We start from the raw sequence: 18217 nt of genomic DNA, 5'->3' as shown, positions 1-18217 counted from the left end.
CCCCGCGCGTCCACCCCCACGCGCATCGAGCGTGCTGGGAGATCGCCCAATCGAGTGAGTCTTCGATCTGTCAGCACACTCGATGCCAGCTCACGCCGGCCCCGCGCGGGCGCTCGCGCGCGCCACGTGCACGCCCCAGCGCCCGAGCCGCACCGCCACTTCCGCGGTCACCACGACGTCGAGCTCGTCGACGGTGCAGCCCGCCATCGACGCCGACATCGCCGCGGTGAGTGACTGCGCCGACGCGCACGCCGCCTGCGGCCCAGACGTCAGCCGCCCCGCCGCCGCCAGCGCGGCCAGATCGGCCGCGGCCTGGGCACGATGCCGGGCGACCACCGCCGAGCCCACCATCGCCCCGCCCACCGTCATGGCCATAAGCACGGCCATCATCGCCGCAGCCACCACGCTGGCTGCGCCGCGATCAGAGCCCAGGCTCGACGGCCGCCACCGCCTCCGCGCTGATCGTGACGCCCGGCAACAGGACCGAGCGTGCACTGACCCTGGCCACCACGAACCCGCCGTCGCGACGCAGCGCCAACTGCGCCCCCGCCGGCCCGCCTCGGCGCACCACGTCCGAGGCGGCGCCCTGGTCACCACGGGCGGCCAGCCGTGCGGCCTCTCGCGAGGAGTCGACGCACCGCACCTGCATGCCGACCGCGGCGAGCCCGCCGACGCACAGCACCAGGACCACCGCCAGCGCGGCGACCGCGAACGCCGCCTCGACGGTGACACCACCCCGGTCACCACCTAGACGTTGGTGTTCAGCGCCCGGGTGATGATGTTGGTCAGCGCGTTGACGATCGAGTCGCCGGTCACCACCGTGTAGAGAATCGCCCCGAACGCCGCCGCGGCGATCGTGCCGATGGCGTACTCGACGGTGGACATCCCGGAATCGTCGACCGCCAGCAACACCAGGCGTGTGCGCAACCGTCGTAACACATTGCTCTGCAACACTTCTGTCTCCATTCACCCTCCCAGGACTCGCGGTGTCTCCGCGCGCCACGATTCGGTTCACCAGACGCCCGACTGCAGGACGTCACCGGCCAGACCGACCACCACGGGGACGATCCCGAGACAGACGAAGGCCGGCAGATAGCAGACGCCGAGCGGACCCGCGATCAGCACCGACGCACGTTCTGCCGCCGCCCGGGCGGAGTCCGCCGCGTCCCGCCGCGACTGGTCGGCGAGATCGGACACCGCTTGGGCCAGAGCGCTTCCCGACGACGCGGACCGACGTGCCAGTCGGCACAGCGCTTCCACGCGGGGCTCGCCCGCGGGGTCCGCGGTGGACCAAACGGTCGCCGCGTCGGCGCCCAGGGCCAACAGGTCTGCGGCATGGTCGAGCACCTCGGCCAACTCCTTCGGCGCGAACGGCGCCGTCGCCCTCGCCGCACCCGCAACGGCCATTCCGGACGACAGGCAGGCGGCGAACACGTCCAGGGCGGATGCCACCGCGAGCGGATCGTCCGCATTCCCGGCCGAGGTGGCCGGCAACGGGGCCGCAACCGGCCGTGCGGTGCGCACGCGGCCGCCGGTGAGCAGCACCGCCATCGCCAAGAGCATTGCGGCGACGCTCATCCGAGCACTCGATCGATGATGCGGTCGGACCACCACAACCCGGCGCTGGCGAGTGTCACACCGATCAGGAGGCACCACCCGCCCGCACCGCCGGACAGCAGGAACCGCAGCGGCTCAGCGCCGATCGCGTGCCCCAGTCCGACGCCGAGAACGGGAAGCCCCGCCAGTATCGTCGCGGTGGCCCGCGCACCCGCCATTCCCGCAGTCACCCCGGACGCAAAGCGTTCACGCTCGACGATGTCGCGTTCCGCAGCACGGATGAGCGCGACGATCGCCAGGCCCTGACTCTGGGCCAGCAGCCAGGTGGCCGACAGCCGCTCCCAATACTGCGGCACCGTCGATTGCGTTGCCACCGAACGCAATCCGGCGGCCACGTCCGCCCCGAGGCGGGCTCGGGCCGCGACCGCGCGCAGCGAGTCCGCGACCTGGCCACCGACGTCGGCCGCGGCGCTCTCGAACGCGACCACGGGATGCGCCCCCACCCTCAGCTCCCCCACCAGTACGCCCAACGCTCCCTGGAGCGCGGCGGCCTCCGCAGCGCGGCGGGCCCTCGCGCGGGAACTCCTGCGGCGCACCGCGATCAACGCCAGCACCACCACGGCGGCCGCGGTCGCGGTGACGGGCGCCAGCACCGCCGACGTGCCGACGGCAACCGCACATCCCACCAGCACGGCGCTACGACGGGGCCGCCGCGGTGACCGGGCAGCACCGAGCCGGTGACGTGGCTGCCCGGGGGCGATCATCAGCGCCACGGCCAGGATCAGCGCCGCGACCGTCACGAGCGGCGCCCCGACACGAGGGCCGTCAACGGGTCCATGCCGTCGCCACAACCTCGATCGGCGTGCCACGCGGTGACCGCGGCGACGAGGCCGTCGGTACCTCTGCGAAGCACCGCGATCTCCTCCAGGCGACGGGTGCCGGCACGGTCGCGTCCGACGTGCAGCACCACCCGGACCGCGGCGGCGAGCTGGCTGTGCAGCGCGGCCCGGTCCAGCCCACCGACCGCCGCGAGGGCCTCGAGACGGGCGGGTACCTCGGCCGGGCTGTTGGCGTGCACCGTGCCCGCGCCGCCGTCGTGGCCTGTGTTCAGCGCGGCCAGCAGGTCGACGACCTCTCCACCGCGCACCTCCCCCACCACGATGCGGTCCGGCCGCATCCGCAGTGCCTGCCGGACGAGGTCGCGGACGGTCACCTCGCCGACGCCCTCCACGTTGGCGTAGCGGGCGACGAGGTTGACCAGATGCGGATGACGGGGTGCGAGCTCGGGCGCGTCCTCGACGCACACGATGCGCTCGCCCGCGGCGACGGCACCCAACGCCGCCGACAACAGCGTCGTCTTTCCCGCGCCGGTACCCCCCGAGACGAGGAACGCCAGCCGCGCCGCGATCACGTCGCCGACCACGGGGACCGCCTCGGGTGCGATCGCACCGGCGGCGACGAGCGCCGCGAGGTCCTGGGTGGCCGGTCGCAGCACGCGTAGCGACAGGCAGGTCCCCGCTGGCGCGATCGGGGGAAGCACGGCGTGTAGCCGCACGGTGAACCCGCCCGCGCCCAGTCCTGGAAGCTGACCGTCGACCCACGGCTGCGCCTCGTCGAGGCGGCGACCCGCCGCGAGCGCCAACCGTTGGGCCAGTCGGCGCACCGCCGCCTCGTCGTCGAAGCGGACGGCGCTCCGGCGGAGTCCACGACCGTCGTCGACCCACACCGAGTCGGGCGCCGACACCAGGACGTCCGTCGTCCCCTCGGCGCAGAGCAGCGGCTCGAGGATCCCGGCGCCGGTCAACTCGGTCTGCAGCACGCGCAGATTGCTCAGGAGATCGGTCTCGCCGAGCAGCCCGGAGGACTCCGCGCGAATGGCCTCGGCGACCACGTTCGGCAGCAGCGGACCCGACTCGGTTGCCAGGCGCTCCCGGACCCGCTCGATCAGCGAAGCGTTCATGCGACCATCCGTTCGTCCGTCGCGCCGGGCTGGCGTTGCAGCACCTCGAGCACCCGCCGGGCCGCCGACATCAAGGGTGAGCGCCGTCGTGGCCGGAGCCCGTCGCGCTCGAGTTCGGCAGCCAGGCCGGGTTGGGCCCGCATCGCCGCCAAGAGCGGAAGTCCGACGATGCGGGACACGTCGGCAGACCGCAGCCCGCCGGGCGCGGGACCCCGCACGACGAGCCCGACGTTGGGGTTGGCCTCGGTCAGCCACCGCCCCACCGCGGCCGCGGCGGCGCAGGATCGGACGTCGGCGGGGGCGACGAGGACGACGAGGTCCGCCGCGTCGAGGGCGGCTCCGACCGCCGGCGTCGCCCGGCGGGGCAGATCGCAGACCGTCGTGACGCCCGCGCGGCAGCCGCCGTCGACCACCGCCGCGAGCGCGCCGGCGTCGATCTCACCGCCGGACTGCCCCGCCGACAACACCGTGATGCCGTGCCGCGAGGGCAGTGCCGCCGCCAGCGCGGGATACCCGACCCGGCCGCCGCCGAGGGCCAGTTCGGGCCATCGCAGACCGGCGTCCCGCTCGCTGCCCAGGGTGAGATCGATCCCGCCGCCCCAGGGGTCGACGTCCACCAGCAGGGCCTTGGGCGCGCAATGGGCCAGGGCCGTCGCGAACACCGACGCACCCGCTCCGCCGCATCCGCCGACGACCGCCAGCACCGCACCTCGTCGGCCGTCGTCGCCAGCCGATTCGGCCGCGTCGGCCAGTTCCGACACCAACGCCACCTCCTCGGCGGGTAGGGACACCACGCGTCGAGCGCCGATCGAGAGGGCGACGTGCCACTGATCGGGATGCGGCGCCGCGGCACCGACGACCAGGACACGGTCTCGGCGCGGCAGGCCCAGCTCGGCGCACCGTTGGGCCCCGTCGAGGTCGAGCACGATGGCCGAGGCCGCCAGCCACACCCTGCGACTGGACGGCTCGTCGACGTGGACGACCCGCACGCCTGCCGCCGCCGCGACGCGGTCGACTTCGCGGCCGAGGGAAGCGTCGACGACCACGGCGAGGATGCCGTTGCTCGAACTCATGTCCCCACTGTGTGGCTACGACGGACGCGCCACCGGCCCCGAGCCGTCAATCGAGGCCCACCTGTGGATGAAGGGGCGTCTGTGGACTACTTGGGCGCGGGCCACGCCGCGCAAACTCGAGAGGGAGGCTGTCACGTCCCCCGGGTCAACGACGGGGAGACACTGACGCACTTGCCCAGAAAAAGGGACGACCCCGCCAGGGGGGAGGAGGCGGAGGTCGTCGTGTATCAGCCCCGGGGGGTCGGGCTGATGCACACCCGGCATAAGCCGAGTAATGCTCACTATACACACGGCAATGTGGGCGAGCGCAAGTCATCTACACCCTATGAATCTCCAATGAAATCGTACGGTGACCTGGAAAGTTACCCAAGGGGACAGCTGGCGGACACTGCCACTTCGCTGCGGCGGGCACCTCACCCGACACGCCCGACGCATATGCTGGCACCGTGACCGCTTCCGGCGCCGCCTCGGCGGGCCCGACAGAGCCGCATTCCGCGGCTCGTGACGATGCCCCGGTCCGCACCGCCGCATTCTTTGATCTTGACAAGACGATCATCGCCAAGTCGAGCACGCTCGCTTTCAGCAAACCCTTCTTCGACCAGGGTCTAATTAACCGGCAAGCGGTGCTCAAGTCGACCTACGCGCAGTTCCTCTTCCACATGTCGGGCGCCGACCACGAGCAGATGGACCGGATGCGCTCCTACATCACCACGATGTGCGCCGGGTGGAACGTCGACCAGGTCAAGTCGATCGTCGGGGAGACCATGCACGACATCGTCGACCCCCTGGTGTTCGTCGAAGCCGCCAACCTCATCGCCGACCACAAACTCTGTGGCCGTGACGTCGTCGTCGTGTCCGCGTCGGGCGAGGAGATCGTCGCACCGATCGCCAAGGCCCTCGGCGCAACGCACGCGATGGCGACCCGCATGGTCGTCGAGGACGGCAAGTACACCGGCGAAGTGGCCTTTTACTGTTATGGCGAGGGCAAGGTCGAGGCCATTCACGAGCTTGCCGCCCGTGAGGGATACGCGCTGGACCACTGCTACGCGTACTCCGACTCGATCACCGACCTGCCGATGCTGGAGGCGGTCGGTCACCCCACGGTCGTCAATCCCGACCGCGCGCTGCGCCGGGAGGCACTCGGCAGGGACTGGCCCGTACTGACGTTCTCCCGAGCGGTGTCCCTGCGGGAACGCATCGGCGCCCCCTCCGGCGCCGCCGTCGCCACGTCGGTCGCCGTCGGCGTCAGCGCGCTGGCCGCCGGCGCACTGACCTACTCGTTGCTGCGCCGGTTCGCCTTCTAAGCGCGCAAAGACTACTCGGAACACGGTTGCTGACGCCGTGGCGTAACGATCTGGCGACTCGCCCGAATTGGCCCTTGATGTGACCGCGGTCACGGAGTACAAAGGAGTCACGGAAGCCGATCGAGGCCAAGTGCGAACCAGAAGAGAAGGTTCGCACTCCCGACAGAGGCATCCCAGCACGGAGCCTGCGAACCCACGCGGAGCACATACCGCGATAATGGTAAAAGTGTTGCGGGCCTGCGTAATTGCGAATAGCGGACGCCAAGCGAGGATCCCTTGGGTGGGGTCAGCAGCCGTAGCGCATCGCAAGAACGCCGAGGCCACCCACGCAACCCACGAAGCACGCATGGTATCCGGAGTTCCGTGCTAGCGGGCGGCGAGCCGAATCACTTCGGGGCGTCGCCCGCTTCATTTTGCTGGCGTCACTTCTTGGTCGAGGCCTCGGCGATCGCCAAGGCCTCGCGGGCGCCCGCCCTCAGGGCGTGACAGCTGTTGACGAGCCACGCGGTGAGACCCTCGCGGGTGCCCGACTCGAATCCCCGGGCCGCCGCCCGATAGTCGCCGGGCTTCTGCATCCAGAACTGCTCGGGCACGCCGAGGCCGCGCGTGTCCAACCCGCTGGCGATGGTGGCCAGCCGCGAGACGCCCCGCGCCACCACCCCGTCCGCCACGCCGAAGGGCGCGAGCACCAGCAGTTCACCGTGGACCACCGCGGCGAGCACCGGGGCCGGAACACGCGTGCTCGTCACGACGTCGGCGAGCATCTCGAGGCGACGCCCGACCCCGGCGTCCGCGCGTGGCCTGCCGAGCCGGTCGTCGTCGGTCAGGTCGGCGGCGGCCAGCGCGTGCAGCCGCGCGATGGCCTGCAGCGGCGCGCGTTGCCACACCCCGATGAGCGAAGACGCCCCACCTTCCAGCGCCTCGGCGACGCGCAACGCGCCAGCCAGCACCGGGTCGGGTCCTTCGCCGGGCGTCAGCACCAGCGATCCGCCGTCGAGGACGGACGACGCCCGCGCGGCCCGCATCGCGGCCTCTGCCGCCGTGGCGGGCCACCCCCGTCTGTTCGCCTTGTGGCGATGCGCCAGGGCCAGCGCCTCGCGGGCCTCTTCACCGGCGTCGGCCACCCCCGGCAGTTCCGCCAGTGGGGCAAGGGGATCGGGAGCGGCCACGAGGACACGCTAGTGCCCCGGCGCGGCGCATCGGCGCGGGGTCGCCGACCGTTGGACCCGTCCACGTGCGCGTTCGTCGCTCACCGGGTGCCGTCCGCAGCCGCCGATGTGAGTTGTCTCCTTGCCCGACACCGGTGGTGACTACGCTCACGTTCATGGCACAGAACGACTCCGTGGCGACCTCTTATCCGCCGTCGGCCGCTTTCGCCGAGCAGGCCAACGCGACCGCCGACCTCTACGACGCGGCGGAAGCCGACCGGCTTGCCTTCTGGGCCGAGCAGGCCAACCGGCTGAGTTGGCAGACCCCGTTCACCGAGGTCCTGGACTGGTCGGAGGCACCGGTCGCCAAGTGGTTCGCCGACGGCAAGCTCAACGTGGCCTACAACTGCGTCGACCGCCACGTCGAGGCGGGCAACGGCGACCGGGTCGCCATTCACTGGGTCGGCGAGCCGGTCGACGACCAACGCACCATCACCTACGCCGAGCTGAAGGACGAGGTCTGCAAGGCCGCCAACGTCCTGACCGAACTGGGCCTGGTCGCCGGCGATCGCGTTGCCATCTACATGCCGATGGTGCCCGAGGCCATCGTGGCGATGCTGGCCTGCGCCCGGCTCGGCGCGATGCACTCGGTGGTGTTCGCCGGGTACTCGGCGTCAGCGCTGAAGGCCCGCGTCGAGGACGCCGAGGCGAAGTTGGTCATCACCACCGACGGTCAGTACCGCCGCGGCAAGGCCGCCTCCTTGAAGGAAGCGGTCGACGAAGCCGTCACGGGGTCCGACAGCGTCGAGCACGTGCTGGTGGTCAAGCGCACCGGAATCGACGTCGGCTGGACCGAGGGCCGCGACCTGTGGTGGCACCAGGTGATGGACGGCGCGTCGACGGAGCACGAGCCCGAGGCATTCGACGCCGAGCACCCGCTGTTCCTGCTCTACACCTCGGGCACGACCGGCAAGCCCAAGGGCATCCTGCACACCACGGGCGGGTACCTGACGCAGTCGTCGTACACCCATGTCAACGTCTTCGACGTCAAGCCCGACACCGACGTGTACTGGTGCACCGCCGACATCGGCTGGGTCACCGGGCACACCTACATCGTCTACGGGCCGCTCTCCAACGGCGTCACCCAAGTCGTCTACGAGGGCACTCCTACCTCGCCCACCGAGCACCGGCACTTCGAGATCATCGAGAAGTACGGCGTCACCATCTACTACACCGCTCCGACGCTGGTGCGCACCTTCATGAAGCTGGGCCGCCAAATCGCCGCCGAGCACGACCTGACGAGTCTGCGGCTGCTCGGCTCGGTCGGCGAACCCATCAACCCCGAGGCGTGGCGCTGGTACCGCACCGTCTTCGGCGCCGACCAGACCCCGATCGTCGACACCTGGTGGCAGACCGAGACCGGTTCCATCATGATCTCGCCGCTCCCCGGCGTCACCGACACCAAGCCGGGGTCGGCCATGACCCCGCTGCCGGGCATCTCCGCGATCATCGTCGACGACGACGGCAACAAGCTGGAGCCGGGCACCGACCACGGCGAGCAGGCCAGCGGCTACCTGGTGCTCGACAAGCCGTGGCCGTCGATGTTGCGCGGCATCTGGGGCGACCCCGAACGCTTCAAGGAGACCTACTGGTCACGCTTCGCCGAGCAGGGCTGGTACTTCGCCGGTGACGGTGCCCGTTACGGCAAGGACGGCGAGATCTGGGTGCTCGGCCGCATCGACGACGTCATGAACGTCTCCGGACACCGGATCTCCACCGCCGAGGTCGAGTCCGCGTTGGTCGGACACTCCGGGGTCGCGGAGGCCGCCGTCGTCGGCGCCACCGACGAACAGACCGGCCAGGCCATCTGCGCGTTCGTCATCCTGAAGGCCTCGGCGAAGGGCGGCGAGGAGGACATGGTCGACGAACTGCGCAAGCAGGTTGCCACGGAGATCTCCCCGATCGCCAGGCCGCGCGAGATCCACGTCGTCCCCGAGCTGCCGAAGACCCGCAGCGGCAAGATCATGCGGCGCCTGCTGCGCGACGTCGCCGAGGGCCGCGAGCTTGGCGACACCTCCACCCTGGTCGACCCCAGCGTCTTCGAGGCCATCCGCGCCAGCAAGTAGGGCCGAAAGACGGGGCCGTTCGGCGGCCGACGGGTCTATCGTGGCTCTCACGTGGGGCGTCGACGCGCCCCGCGAGGAGCGTGATCACCGGTGAGTTCATCGAAGACGTCGGACGCCAGCGTGCGCGCGGTCCACGATCTCTTCGTCGCGGGCGAGGTCGACGGCTCCTATCTGGCGTCGACCCCGTTGCGCCGCGTCGTGGTCGAGAGTTGGCAGCGCAGCCTGGCCAGGGGCGTCGACCCCGACCGCGGCGGCGCGCAGTCCTCGGACCTGGCGCTCAGCGTGGCCCGGATGCGGGCGGCTCATCCCCTGGCGTCGGCGTTGCCGGTCATCCGACGGCTGCTGGTGGAGGACGCGCGGTCGTCGGGGGTGATGGTCGCCGTCAGTGCGGCGGACGGCACTCTGCTGTGGGTCGAGGGTGACACCACGGCGTGCCGTCGGGCCGAATCGATGAACTTCGTTCCCGGCGCCGACTGGAGCGAGTGCGGCGCGGGCACCAACGCCCCGGGGACCGCGCTGGCGCTGGACGCCGAGGTGCAGATCCGCGGCATCGAGCACTTCTCCCGACTGGTCCAACCGTGGAGTTGCACGGCGGTTCCGGTGCACGATCCCGTGACGGGGACGTTGATCGGGGCCATCGACCTCACCGGCGGTGACGACGTGTCCTCGGCCCAGACCCTCGCCTTGGTCCGCGCCACCGTCGTCGCCGTCGAGAACCATCTCGCACTGCTGCGCTTCACCGAGCCGCTCCGCGCCGAATCCCGTTCCGGCCCAGACCATTTGCGGGTGCTCGGCGCCGACCGCCCCCGGTGGGAGAGCACCGACGCGAACGGTCGGCCCACCCGCGTCGCACTCACCGGCAGGCACGCCGACATCCTGGTGCTGTTGAGCAGGCACCCCGAGGGACTCAGCGCCGACCACCTCGCCACGCTGCTGGACGACGGGCACCTCGACGTCGTGACCGTCCGAGCCGAGATGTCGCGGCTGCGCCGGGTCGTCGGACCCGATCTGCTGTCGTCGCGGCCCTACCGCCTGACGGCGCCGTTCTCGAGCGATCTCGCCGAGGTCTTCGACGCCCTCGCCCGCGGTGACGTGGCGTCGGCGCTCGACGCGTACGCCGGACCGCTGCTGAGCAAGTCGGTGTCCCCGGCCATCGGGAGGCTGCGCACCGAGCTGAGTGCCAGCCTGCGCGGGGCGGTCGTCGCGACCCGCGATCTCGGGCTGCTGCGCCGATGGTTGCAGCTGCCGGAGGGCTCCGACGACCGTGACGGCTGGCGCCTGCTGCACGACAGCGTCCGCACCGAGCCGATGGAGCGCGCCAGGGCGGGTGGACACCTCGCCGGTCTGGACTTCGAATTCGGGTGACGCATGCAACCGTGATGCAACCCCTCTTGGCCTATCTTCAGTGACGACCGACACACTTTTCGAGTGGTGATGTCGCCCCGTTCGTTGGAGAGGAACCCATGACTGTTTACGCGCGGCCCGGCACCGAAGGCTCGTTGATGTCCTTCGAGTCCCGCTACGACAACTACATCGGCGGCGAGTGGGTGGCACCCACGGCAGGCCGGTACTTCGAGAACCCGACGCCCATCACGGGCAAGACGTTCTGCGAGGTGGCGCGGTCCGACGAGTCCGACGTCGACAAGGCGCTGGACGCCGCCCACGCCGCCGCCCCCGCCTGGGGCAAGACCTCACCCGCCGAGCGGGCCAACATCCTCAACAAGATCGCCGACCGCATCGAGCAGAATCTCGAGTCGATCGCCGTCGCCGAGGCGTGGGACAACGGCAAGCCCGTCCGCGAGACCCTCAACGCCGACATCCCGTTGGCCGTGGACCACTTCCGCTACTTCGCCGGAGCGCTTCGCGCACAAGAGGGTTCGCTGTCCCAGATCGACGAGGACACCGTCGCCTACCACTTCCACGAGCCCCTTGGCGTGGTCGGCCAGATCATCCCGTGGAACTTCCCCATCCTGATGGCGGTGTGGAAGCTCGCTCCCGCGCTCGCCGCGGGCAACGCGGTGGTCCTCAAGCCCGCCGAGCAGACCCCGGTGTCGATCCTCTACTTGATGTCCATCATCGGGGACCTGTTGCCCGCCGGTGTGGTCAACGTGGTCAACGGCTTTGGCGTCGAGACGGGCAAGCCGCTGGCGTCGAGCAACCGGATCGCGAAGATCGCCTTCACCGGTGAGACCACGACCGGGCGCCTCATCATGCAGTACGCGTCGCAGAACCTGATCCCGGTCACCCTGGAGCTGGGCGGCAAGAGCCCCAACATCTTCTTCTCCGACGTCATGGCCCAGGTCGACGACTTCCAGGACAAGGCGCTGGAGGGCTTCACGATGTTCGCCCTCAACCAGGGCGAGGTGTGCACCTGCCCGTCGCGTTCCCTGGTGCAGGCCGACATCTACGACGAGTTCCTCACCCAGGCCGCGATCCGCACCAAGGCCGTCCGCCAGGGCGACCCGCTGGACACCGAGACGATGATCGGCGCCCAGGCCTCCAACGACCAGCTGGAGAAGATCCTGTCCTACATCGAGATCGGCAAGGACGAGGGCGCCAAGGTCATCACCGGCGGCGAGCGTGCCGAGCTCGGTGGCGAACTGGCCGGCGGCTACTACGTGCAGCCGACGATCTTCGAGGGCAACAACAAGATGCGGGTGTTCCAGGAGGAGATCTTCGGCCCCGTCGTCGCCGTCACGTCGTTCACCGACTACGACGACGCGATCTCGATCGCCAACGACACCCTCTACGGTCTCGGCGCAGGCGTGTGGAGCCGTGACGGCAACACCGCCTACCGGGCCGGTCGGGACATCAAGGCAGGTCGCGTGTGGACCAACTGCTACCACGCCTACCCCGCGCACGCGGCGTTCGGTGGCTACAAGCAGTCCGGCATCGGCCGCGAGAACCACAAGATGATGCTCGACCACTACCAGCAGACCAAGAACCTGCTGGTGTCCTACGGCAACAAGGCGCAGGGCTTCTTCTAACCCCCGCCGAACGTGAAGACGTGCGCGAGAAATGCTCGAGATCTCGCGCACTTCTTCACGTTGGCGGGAAGCGCATGGCCCGGATCGCCGGCGCCGTCGACGTGGCGAGCAGCGTGGTGCGGTCCGGTGGGTAGCAGACGTCGACCACCGCCGCCGGCGGGAAGCGGTACGGACGGCCGTGCACCAGGCCGGCGAGTTGCCGTCGCAGGCGCGACATCTCGGCCCGCACGGTCACCACCCGGGACCGGTCGCCGTAGAGGTCGTCGGCGAGGTCGGGTGCCGACCGACCGTCGCGGTGGGTGGCGAGGATCAGCAGGATTTCGGCATGGCGCGGCGAGATGTCGTGCCGCCAGCAGCCGAACTGACCGACCATTTCCAGCGACGGCGCCCCCGAGTCGCGGACGTCGAGCGTGACGCGGGAGATGCCGGGGGTGGCGTCGTCGTCGGTGGGGCGCACCAGCCAACCGCCGGGCAGCAATTCGATCACGCACATTCCCAGTGGCGGCACCCACGCGCGGCCGGGGGTGATGTCCGCCGGCAGCAGGATCCGGTTGTGCAGTGGCACCGAGTCCACCGCGGCGACCCACCCGTCGTGGTCGACGGCGAGTGCGGGCGCCCCGATGCGGGCCAGGATCGGCGCGGCCACCGCCCGCAACCGGTTCAGGGTCTGGTCGTGCTGTTCGCGCAGCCGGGACTCGGCGAGCCGGGCGACGACGTCGACCAACGCGACCGTCGTCGGGTGCACCGTCGTCGCCGGGCCGGAGACGTCGACGACGCCGATGACCTGTCCGGTGCGCGGGTCCTTGATCGGCGCTCCGGCACACGTCCACGGGTGATGGCTGCGCTGGTAGTGCTCGGCGGAGAACACCTGCACCGCGCGGTTGGAGGCCAGCGCGGTCCCGATGGCGTTGGTGCCGACGGCGCTCTCACCCCAGTGCGCTCCCTCGACGAAGCCCAGCCGGTCGGCGTGGTTGAGCACCGAGGCAGACCCGCTTCGCCACAGCACCCGGCCTAGCGCGTCGGCGACGACCAGGATGTTGTCCCCGTCGGCGATCAGCGACTCCAGATTGCGCGACACCTCGTCGAGGACGCCGAGCAACCCCGAGGACTTGCGCAGCATCTCGAGGCCGGCGAGCTCGACGACCGGCGCCGACAACCGGTCGGGCGCAAGCCCGTTGGCCATCATGCGCTGCCAGGAATCCTCGATGACCGACCGCGGGCGGGCGGGGGCGCGAGTGCCGGACATCGTCGCGTCGTAGACGGCCGACATCAGCCGCGCGTAGTGGCGCGGGTCCTCGCCGACCGCGACGGCCGGTTCGGGAGAGGAAAGGTCTTGCATCACCCCTGATTGTGCTCCCGATCACATCCAAATGCCATTACCGCTCGGACCGTCGACTGTTCGCACGAGCGCTCATCGATACACCAGCCCACCGTCGATCAGGCCCGCCTGCCCCGTCATGTAGTCGGCGTCGGGTCCGGCCAGGTAGGACACGAAGCCCGCCACGTCGTCGGGAGTCTCCGCGCGGCCGAGCGCGATGCCGCCGACGAACTTGTCGTACGTCTCGCCCTCGGCGGCACCGGTCAGCTCGGCGAAGCGCTTGTCGATCTCGACCCACATGTCGGTGCCGACGACGCCAGGGCAGTACGCGTTGACGGTGATGCCGTCGGCGGCGTGCTCCTTGGCCGCGGCCTGGGTCAGCGCCCGGACGGCGAACTTGGTCGCGCTGTAGACGCCGAGCATGGCGAACCCGTCGTGACCGGCGATCGACGAGGCGTTGACGACCTTGCCGCCGTGACCCAGCTCCTTGAACTTGGTGACCGCGGCCTGGATGCCCCACAGCACCCCGTCGACGTTGACGGCCCAGATCTTGGCGACGTCCTCCGGCCTGGTGTCGAGCAGGGGGGCGACCAGCGCGATGCCGGCGTTGTTCACCATCACGTCGAGCCCGCCCAGGGCGGACGCCGCATGGTCGACGGCAGCGAACACCTGGTCTCGGTCACTCACGTCGGCGACGAATGTCGTCGTCTTGGAGCCGATCTCGGTGATCTCCTCGGCGACCGCGGAGATGCCGTCGGGCCCGAGGTCGACCAGCGCGACGTCCGCACCGTCGCGAGCCAGCCGCAGCGCGATGCCGCGGCCGATCCCCCGTCCGGCGCCGGTGATCAGTACGACCTTGCCGGTCAGCGGTCCGCTCATGACGCCCCGCCCGCGATGGAGGGGTCGACGAGGACCTTCATCTTGGTGCCCGCGTGCAGCGCCTCGAAACCCTCGTCGACGACGTCGTCCAGCGCGATCGACGTCACCCAGCCGGTGGTGTCGTACGTGCCCCGAGCCATCAGGGCGATGACGGCCTCGAAGTCGGCGGCGGTGTAGCAGAGCGAACCCTGGATCCGGGACTCGTTCATCACCAGGTTGAGAAGTGGTGTCGTCAGCGGCTTTTCGTAGATGGCGACGCTGACCATCGGCCGGCGTGCCCCGACGCAGGCGAGCGCCGTCTCGACCGCGGGCGCCACGCCGGCGGCGTCGAACACCGAGTCGGCACCCGCGCCGTTGGTGTGGTCGGCGATGAAGGCCGGCACGTCGACCGCGGTCGGATCCAGGGTGCGCGCACCGAGCGCCTCGATCGACGCCCGCCGGGTCGCCGACGGTTCGACGACGAAGACGTCCTCGACGCCCTTGCCGCGCAACGCGAACCACAGCCCGATGCCGATCGGGCCGGCGCCGAACACCATCGAGGTGCCGTCGGCGTTCGCGCCAACACCTCCCGGGTCGCTCCGCTCCTGCCCGCCGACCCCCAGGGTGGCGGCGTGGTAGGCCACCGACATCGGCTCGACGAGGGCGCCGAGTTCCATCGACACGTTGTCGGGCAGGCGGTGCAGCATGTCGGTCGGCACGACGGTGTACTCGGCCATGCCGCCGTCGGACATCAACCCGTGGAAGCCGATCTGCTGGCAGATGTTGTAGTTCCCCGCCCGGCACGGCCCGCAGTGCCCGCACCGGTAGAGCGGCATCACGGCCACCCGGTCGCCCGACGCGTAGTCCGTGACGCCGTCGCCCACCTCGGTGACGACGCCGGAGAACTCGTGCCCCATGGTCAGCGGCAGCTGCTGTCCGGTCAGCGGGTGCGGCGACGTCGGGATGAAGATGGGGCCCGCGTAGTACTCGTGCAGGTCGGTGCCGCAGATCCCGTTGAACCCGACCTGGACCTTGACGGTGCCTGGCGTCGGGTGCGGTTCGGGGACGTGGGCGACCTCGAGTTTGTTGGGTCCGTAGTACACAGCTGCTCTCATGGGCCATGTCTATGTGACGCGGACCACGTCCGAAAGAGTTGCACTCCGTTGCATCCCCGCGTGCAACCCGCTGCAACCCTTGCGCCGGGTGCCCGCCGTGGTGTGCTCTGAGTCACATGACTGACACGATTGAAAAGCCGGCCTCCGCGGCCCTCTCGCCCCAGGCCCGCGTCGACGCGTGGCTCGCCGACTTCGAGGCGGCCCTGGCGGTGCGCGACGTCGAGCGGGTGGTGGCGATGTTCGCCGTCGACTGCTTCTGGCGCGACCTGGTCTCCTTCACCTGGAACCTCAAGACCGTCGAGGGTCGCGACGGCGTCGCGGACATGCTGACCGCGCGGCTTGCCGAGACCAGCCCGTCGGGGTTCCGCACGCGTGAGGAACCCACCGCCGACGGGGACGTCGCCAGCGCGTTCATCGAGTTCGAGACCGCGGTGGGCCGCGGCACCGGGCACCTGCGCCTGAAGACCGGCGCCGACGGGAACGACCTGGCGTGGACCCTGCTGACGGCGATGCAGGAGCTCAAGGGCTACGAGGAGCGCAAGGGCGTGACCCGGGTGCTGGGCGCCGTGCACGGCTCCGACGCCGACACCCGGTCGTGGGCGGAGAAGCGCGCGGACGAAGAACGGGCCCTGGGCCGCAGCGAGCAGCCCTACGCCCTGGTGGTCGGCGGCGGCCAGGGCGGCATCGCCCTCGGCGCGCGGCTGCGCCAGCTCGGCGTGCCCGCGATCGTCGTCGACAGGCACGAACGCCCGGGCGACCAGTGGCGCAAGCGCTACAAGTCGCTGTGCCTGCACGACCCGGTCTGGTACGACCACCTGCCGTACATGCCCTTCCCGCAGAACTGGCCGGTGTTCGCGCCCAAGGACAAGATCGGCGACTGGCTCGAGTTCTACACCAGGGTCATGGAGGTCCCGTACTGGTCGAAGACCACGTGCCTGTCCGCCTCCTTCGACGAGGCCGAAAAGCAGTGGACCGTCGAGATCAACCGCGACGGGGAGCGGTTGACGCTGCATCCCACGCAGCTGGTGCTGGCCACCGGCATGTCCGGCAAGCCCAGCATTCCGACGCTGCCCGGTCAGGACGTGTTCCGCGGCGAGCAGCACCACTCCAGCGCCCACCCCGGCCCCGACGGCTACGTCGGCAAGCGCGCCGTGGTGATCGGGTCCAACAATTCGGCGCACGACATCTGCAAGGCGCTCGTCGAGAACGGCGTGGACACCACGATGGTGCAGCGTTCCTCGACCCACATCGTGAAGTCGGACTCCCTGATGGAGATCGGCCTCGGCGACCTCTACTCGGAGCGGGCCGTGGCGTCGGGCATGACGACCGAGAAGGCCGATCTGACGTTCGCCTCGCTGCCGTACAAGATCATGCACGAGTTCCAGATTCCGATCTACGACGCCATCCGCGAGCGCGACAAGGAGTTCTACGACCGGCTGACCGCCGCCGGCTTCGAATTGGATTGGGGCGACGACGATTCCGGCCTCTTCATGAAGTACCTGCGCCGCGGGTCGGGCTACTACATCGACGTCGGTGCCTGCGACCTGGTCGCCGACGGCACCATCAAGCTGGCCCACGGTCAGGTCGAGAAGCTCACCGAGGACGCGGTGGTGCTCACCGACGGCACGGTGCTGCCCGCCGACGTCGTGGTCTACGCCACCGGGTACGGCTCGATGAACGGCTGGGCGGCCGACCTCATCGGCCAGGACGTCGCCGACAAGGTCGGCAAGGTCTGGGGTCTGGGAAGCGGGACGACGAAGGACCCGGGCCCGTGGGAGGGCGAGCAGCGCAACATGTGGAAGCCGACGCAGCAGGAGAACCTGTGGTTCCACGGCGGGAATCTGCATCAGTCCCGGCACTATTCGTTGTATCTGGCCCTGCAGCTCAAGGCACGCCACGAAGGCCTGCCCACCCCGGTGTACGGGCTACAGGACGTCCATCACCTGAGCTAGGCCGACGGCGCGGCACCGACCGGGACGAAACCCGAGCCCGGTCGGTTCTTCGCGTTGATGTCGGCCAGCACCGCGGTCATCGACATGGTGACCGCCGGGGTGTGCAGCGGGACGAACTTCACCACGCACGTCGGCAGGTCCTCGCTGAAGGCGCCGTGGATCATGCCGACCAGCATGTTGTTCACCGTGACCGGGGCACCCGAGTCGCCGGGCTGGCCGCAGACCTGGTTGAGGATGGTGCCGGGCTTGTCGCCCGGACCCCACGTGACGCCGCACGACTGGCCCGTCGTGCGGCCGAGCTTGCAGGCGTTCTCACCGAACACCGGATCGGGTCCGAGGCCGTCGATCTCGAAGCCGTCGATCGAGTTGACCGGCTGCACCTTCGCGGGGTCGAACTGGATCACGGCGTAGTCGAGACCGTCGTTGCCCGCGACCATCGTGCCGACGACGCCGCTGGACTGGGCGCGCTCGGAAGCGACCTGCGCGCCGGGCCCTCCGCAGTGCGCGGAGGTGAAGCCGATCAGGTTGCCCTTGGAGTCGTTGCCGATGGTGGTCAGGGTGCAGAAGGTGTCGCCGTCTATCACGATTCCCGACCCACCCCCGAGGACCACCTTGTCCTCGGCGTGGGAGACCGCGGGGTGCGGTGTGGTGAGGGCGGCTACCAGGACGACGAAGAGTGCGGACAGGACGAACTGACTCCGATGACTTCGTACGAACTGCAAGAAACCTCCTCCGGCACTGCCCCGGCCGACGGCCAAGCGCCGCCAGTCTAACGTCGGCCGGAATCGTTGCACGGGCCGCGACATGGCAACATGGGCG

General features: G+C 70.1%; 17 protein-coding genes. 5 read left to right on the top strand and 12 right to left on the bottom strand.

The annotated features are described in order from the left end of the window. Positions 1–90: 90 nt before the first annotated feature. Genes H7J06_RS07860 through ssd form a run of 7 tightly spaced genes read right to left on the bottom strand, consistent with a single transcriptional unit; the run spans position 91 to position 4590 of the window. Positions 91–495: an Rv3654c family TadE-like protein gene (locus tag H7J06_RS07860; protein WP_372515266.1), complete on the bottom strand. Its 405-nt coding sequence runs from the start codon at positions 493–495 to the stop codon at positions 91–93. Then, positions 422–697: a TadE family type IV pilus minor pilin gene (locus H7J06_RS07855; protein WP_264038164.1), complete on the bottom strand. Its 276-nt coding sequence runs from the start codon at positions 695–697 to the stop codon at positions 422–424. Before H7J06_RS07855 ends, H7J06_RS07860 begins: the two co-directional genes overlap by 74 nt. A gap of 50 nt (positions 698–747) precedes the next feature. Next, positions 748–966 (bottom strand): DUF4244 domain-containing protein, encoded by a 219-nt coding sequence (locus H7J06_RS07850; protein ID WP_264038156.1) that lies wholly within the window; start codon positions 964–966, stop codon positions 748–750. Between the two features lie 45 nt (positions 967–1011). Further along, a complete protein-coding gene (locus tag H7J06_RS07845; protein ID WP_264038155.1) occupies positions 1012–1578 on the bottom strand; it encodes a type II secretion system F family protein in 567 nt (188 codons plus the stop codon). Then, positions 1575–2357 carry a type II secretion system F family protein gene (locus H7J06_RS07840; protein ID WP_264038154.1) on the bottom strand — a complete coding sequence of 261 codons (783 nt, stop codon included), beginning with the start codon at positions 2355–2357 and terminating at the stop codon, positions 1575–1577. The genes H7J06_RS07845 and H7J06_RS07840 overlap by 4 nt, the downstream gene beginning before the upstream one ends. Beyond that, complete coding sequence (locus tag H7J06_RS07835; protein WP_264038153.1) at positions 2354–3517, bottom strand: TadA family conjugal transfer-associated ATPase; 1164 nt, start codon at positions 3515–3517, stop codon at positions 2354–2356. Before H7J06_RS07835 ends, H7J06_RS07840 begins: the two co-directional genes overlap by 4 nt. Beyond that, positions 3514–4590: a septum site-determining protein Ssd gene (gene ssd / locus H7J06_RS07830; protein WP_264038152.1), complete on the bottom strand. Its 1077-nt coding sequence runs from the start codon at positions 4588–4590 to the stop codon at positions 3514–3516. Before ssd ends, H7J06_RS07835 begins: the two co-directional genes overlap by 4 nt. Before the next feature lie 446 nt (positions 4591–5036). On the opposite strand from ssd, the gene H7J06_RS07825 reads away from it, so the two are divergent. Next, positions 5037–5894, top strand: a complete 858-nt coding sequence (locus H7J06_RS07825) for an HAD-IB family hydrolase (protein WP_264038151.1) — start codon at positions 5037–5039, stop codon at positions 5892–5894. Between the two features lie 422 nt (positions 5895–6316). On the opposite strand, the gene H7J06_RS07820 is transcribed toward H7J06_RS07825, so the two are convergent. Then, a complete protein-coding gene (locus tag H7J06_RS07820) occupies positions 6317–7063 on the bottom strand; it encodes an oxidoreductase (protein WP_264038150.1) in 747 nt (248 codons plus the stop codon). 155 nt (positions 7064–7218) lie between these two features. Between H7J06_RS07820 and acs the strand changes: the two genes are divergently transcribed. The 3 genes from acs to adh all read left to right on the top strand — a co-directional run bounded on the left by acs (position 7219) and on the right by adh (position 12155). After that, complete coding sequence (gene acs / locus H7J06_RS07815; protein ID WP_264038149.1) at positions 7219–9168, top strand: acetate--CoA ligase; 1950 nt, start codon at positions 7219–7221, stop codon at positions 9166–9168. 90 nt (positions 9169–9258) lie between these two features. Further along, positions 9259–10533, top strand: coding sequence for a GAF domain-containing protein (locus H7J06_RS07810; RefSeq protein WP_264038148.1), 1275 nt, complete (start codon positions 9259–9261; stop codon positions 10531–10533). 98 nt (positions 10534–10631) lie between these two features. Beyond that, complete coding sequence (adh, locus tag H7J06_RS07805; protein WP_264038147.1) at positions 10632–12155, top strand: aldehyde dehydrogenase; 1524 nt, start codon at positions 10632–10634, stop codon at positions 12153–12155. A 55-nt stretch (positions 12156–12210) separates the two neighbouring features. Here adh and H7J06_RS07800 read toward each other — a convergent pair whose 3' ends face one another. The 3 genes from H7J06_RS07800 to H7J06_RS07790 form a co-directional block, all read right to left on the bottom strand. Continuing rightward, positions 12211–13494: a helix-turn-helix domain-containing protein gene (locus H7J06_RS07800; RefSeq protein WP_264038146.1), complete on the bottom strand. Its 1284-nt coding sequence runs from the start codon at positions 13492–13494 to the stop codon at positions 12211–12213. Positions 13495–13566: 72 nt separating this feature from the next. After that, the gene (locus H7J06_RS07795) at positions 13567–14352 is read right to left on the bottom strand and encodes an acetoin reductase (protein WP_264038144.1); all 786 of its coding nucleotides are present in this window, start codon (positions 14350–14352) and stop codon (positions 13567–13569) included. After that, complete coding sequence (locus H7J06_RS07790; RefSeq protein WP_264038143.1) at positions 14349–15446, bottom strand: 2,3-butanediol dehydrogenase; 1098 nt, start codon at positions 15444–15446, stop codon at positions 14349–14351. Before H7J06_RS07790 ends, H7J06_RS07795 begins: the two co-directional genes overlap by 4 nt. A 116-nt stretch (positions 15447–15562) precedes the next feature. Here H7J06_RS07790 and H7J06_RS07785 point away from each other — a divergent pair, with 116 nt between their 5' ends. Next, a complete protein-coding gene (locus H7J06_RS07785) occupies positions 15563–17398 on the top strand; it encodes an NAD(P)/FAD-dependent oxidoreductase (protein ID WP_264038142.1) in 1836 nt (611 codons plus the stop codon). On the opposite strand, the gene H7J06_RS07780 is transcribed toward H7J06_RS07785, so the two are convergent. Beyond that, a complete protein-coding gene (locus H7J06_RS07780; RefSeq protein ID WP_264038163.1) occupies positions 17395–18063 on the bottom strand; it encodes a S1 family peptidase in 669 nt (222 codons plus the stop codon). The genes H7J06_RS07785 and H7J06_RS07780 overlap by 4 nt on opposite strands. Between the last annotated feature and the right edge of the window lie 154 nt (positions 18064–18217).

Source organism: Mycolicibacterium hodleri, from assembly GCF_025822245.1.
GTDB classification, from domain to species: domain Bacteria; phylum Actinomycetota; class Actinomycetes; order Mycobacteriales; family Mycobacteriaceae; genus Mycobacterium; species Mycobacterium hodleri.
This window is presented reverse-complemented; position numbering and strand designations above follow the sequence as displayed.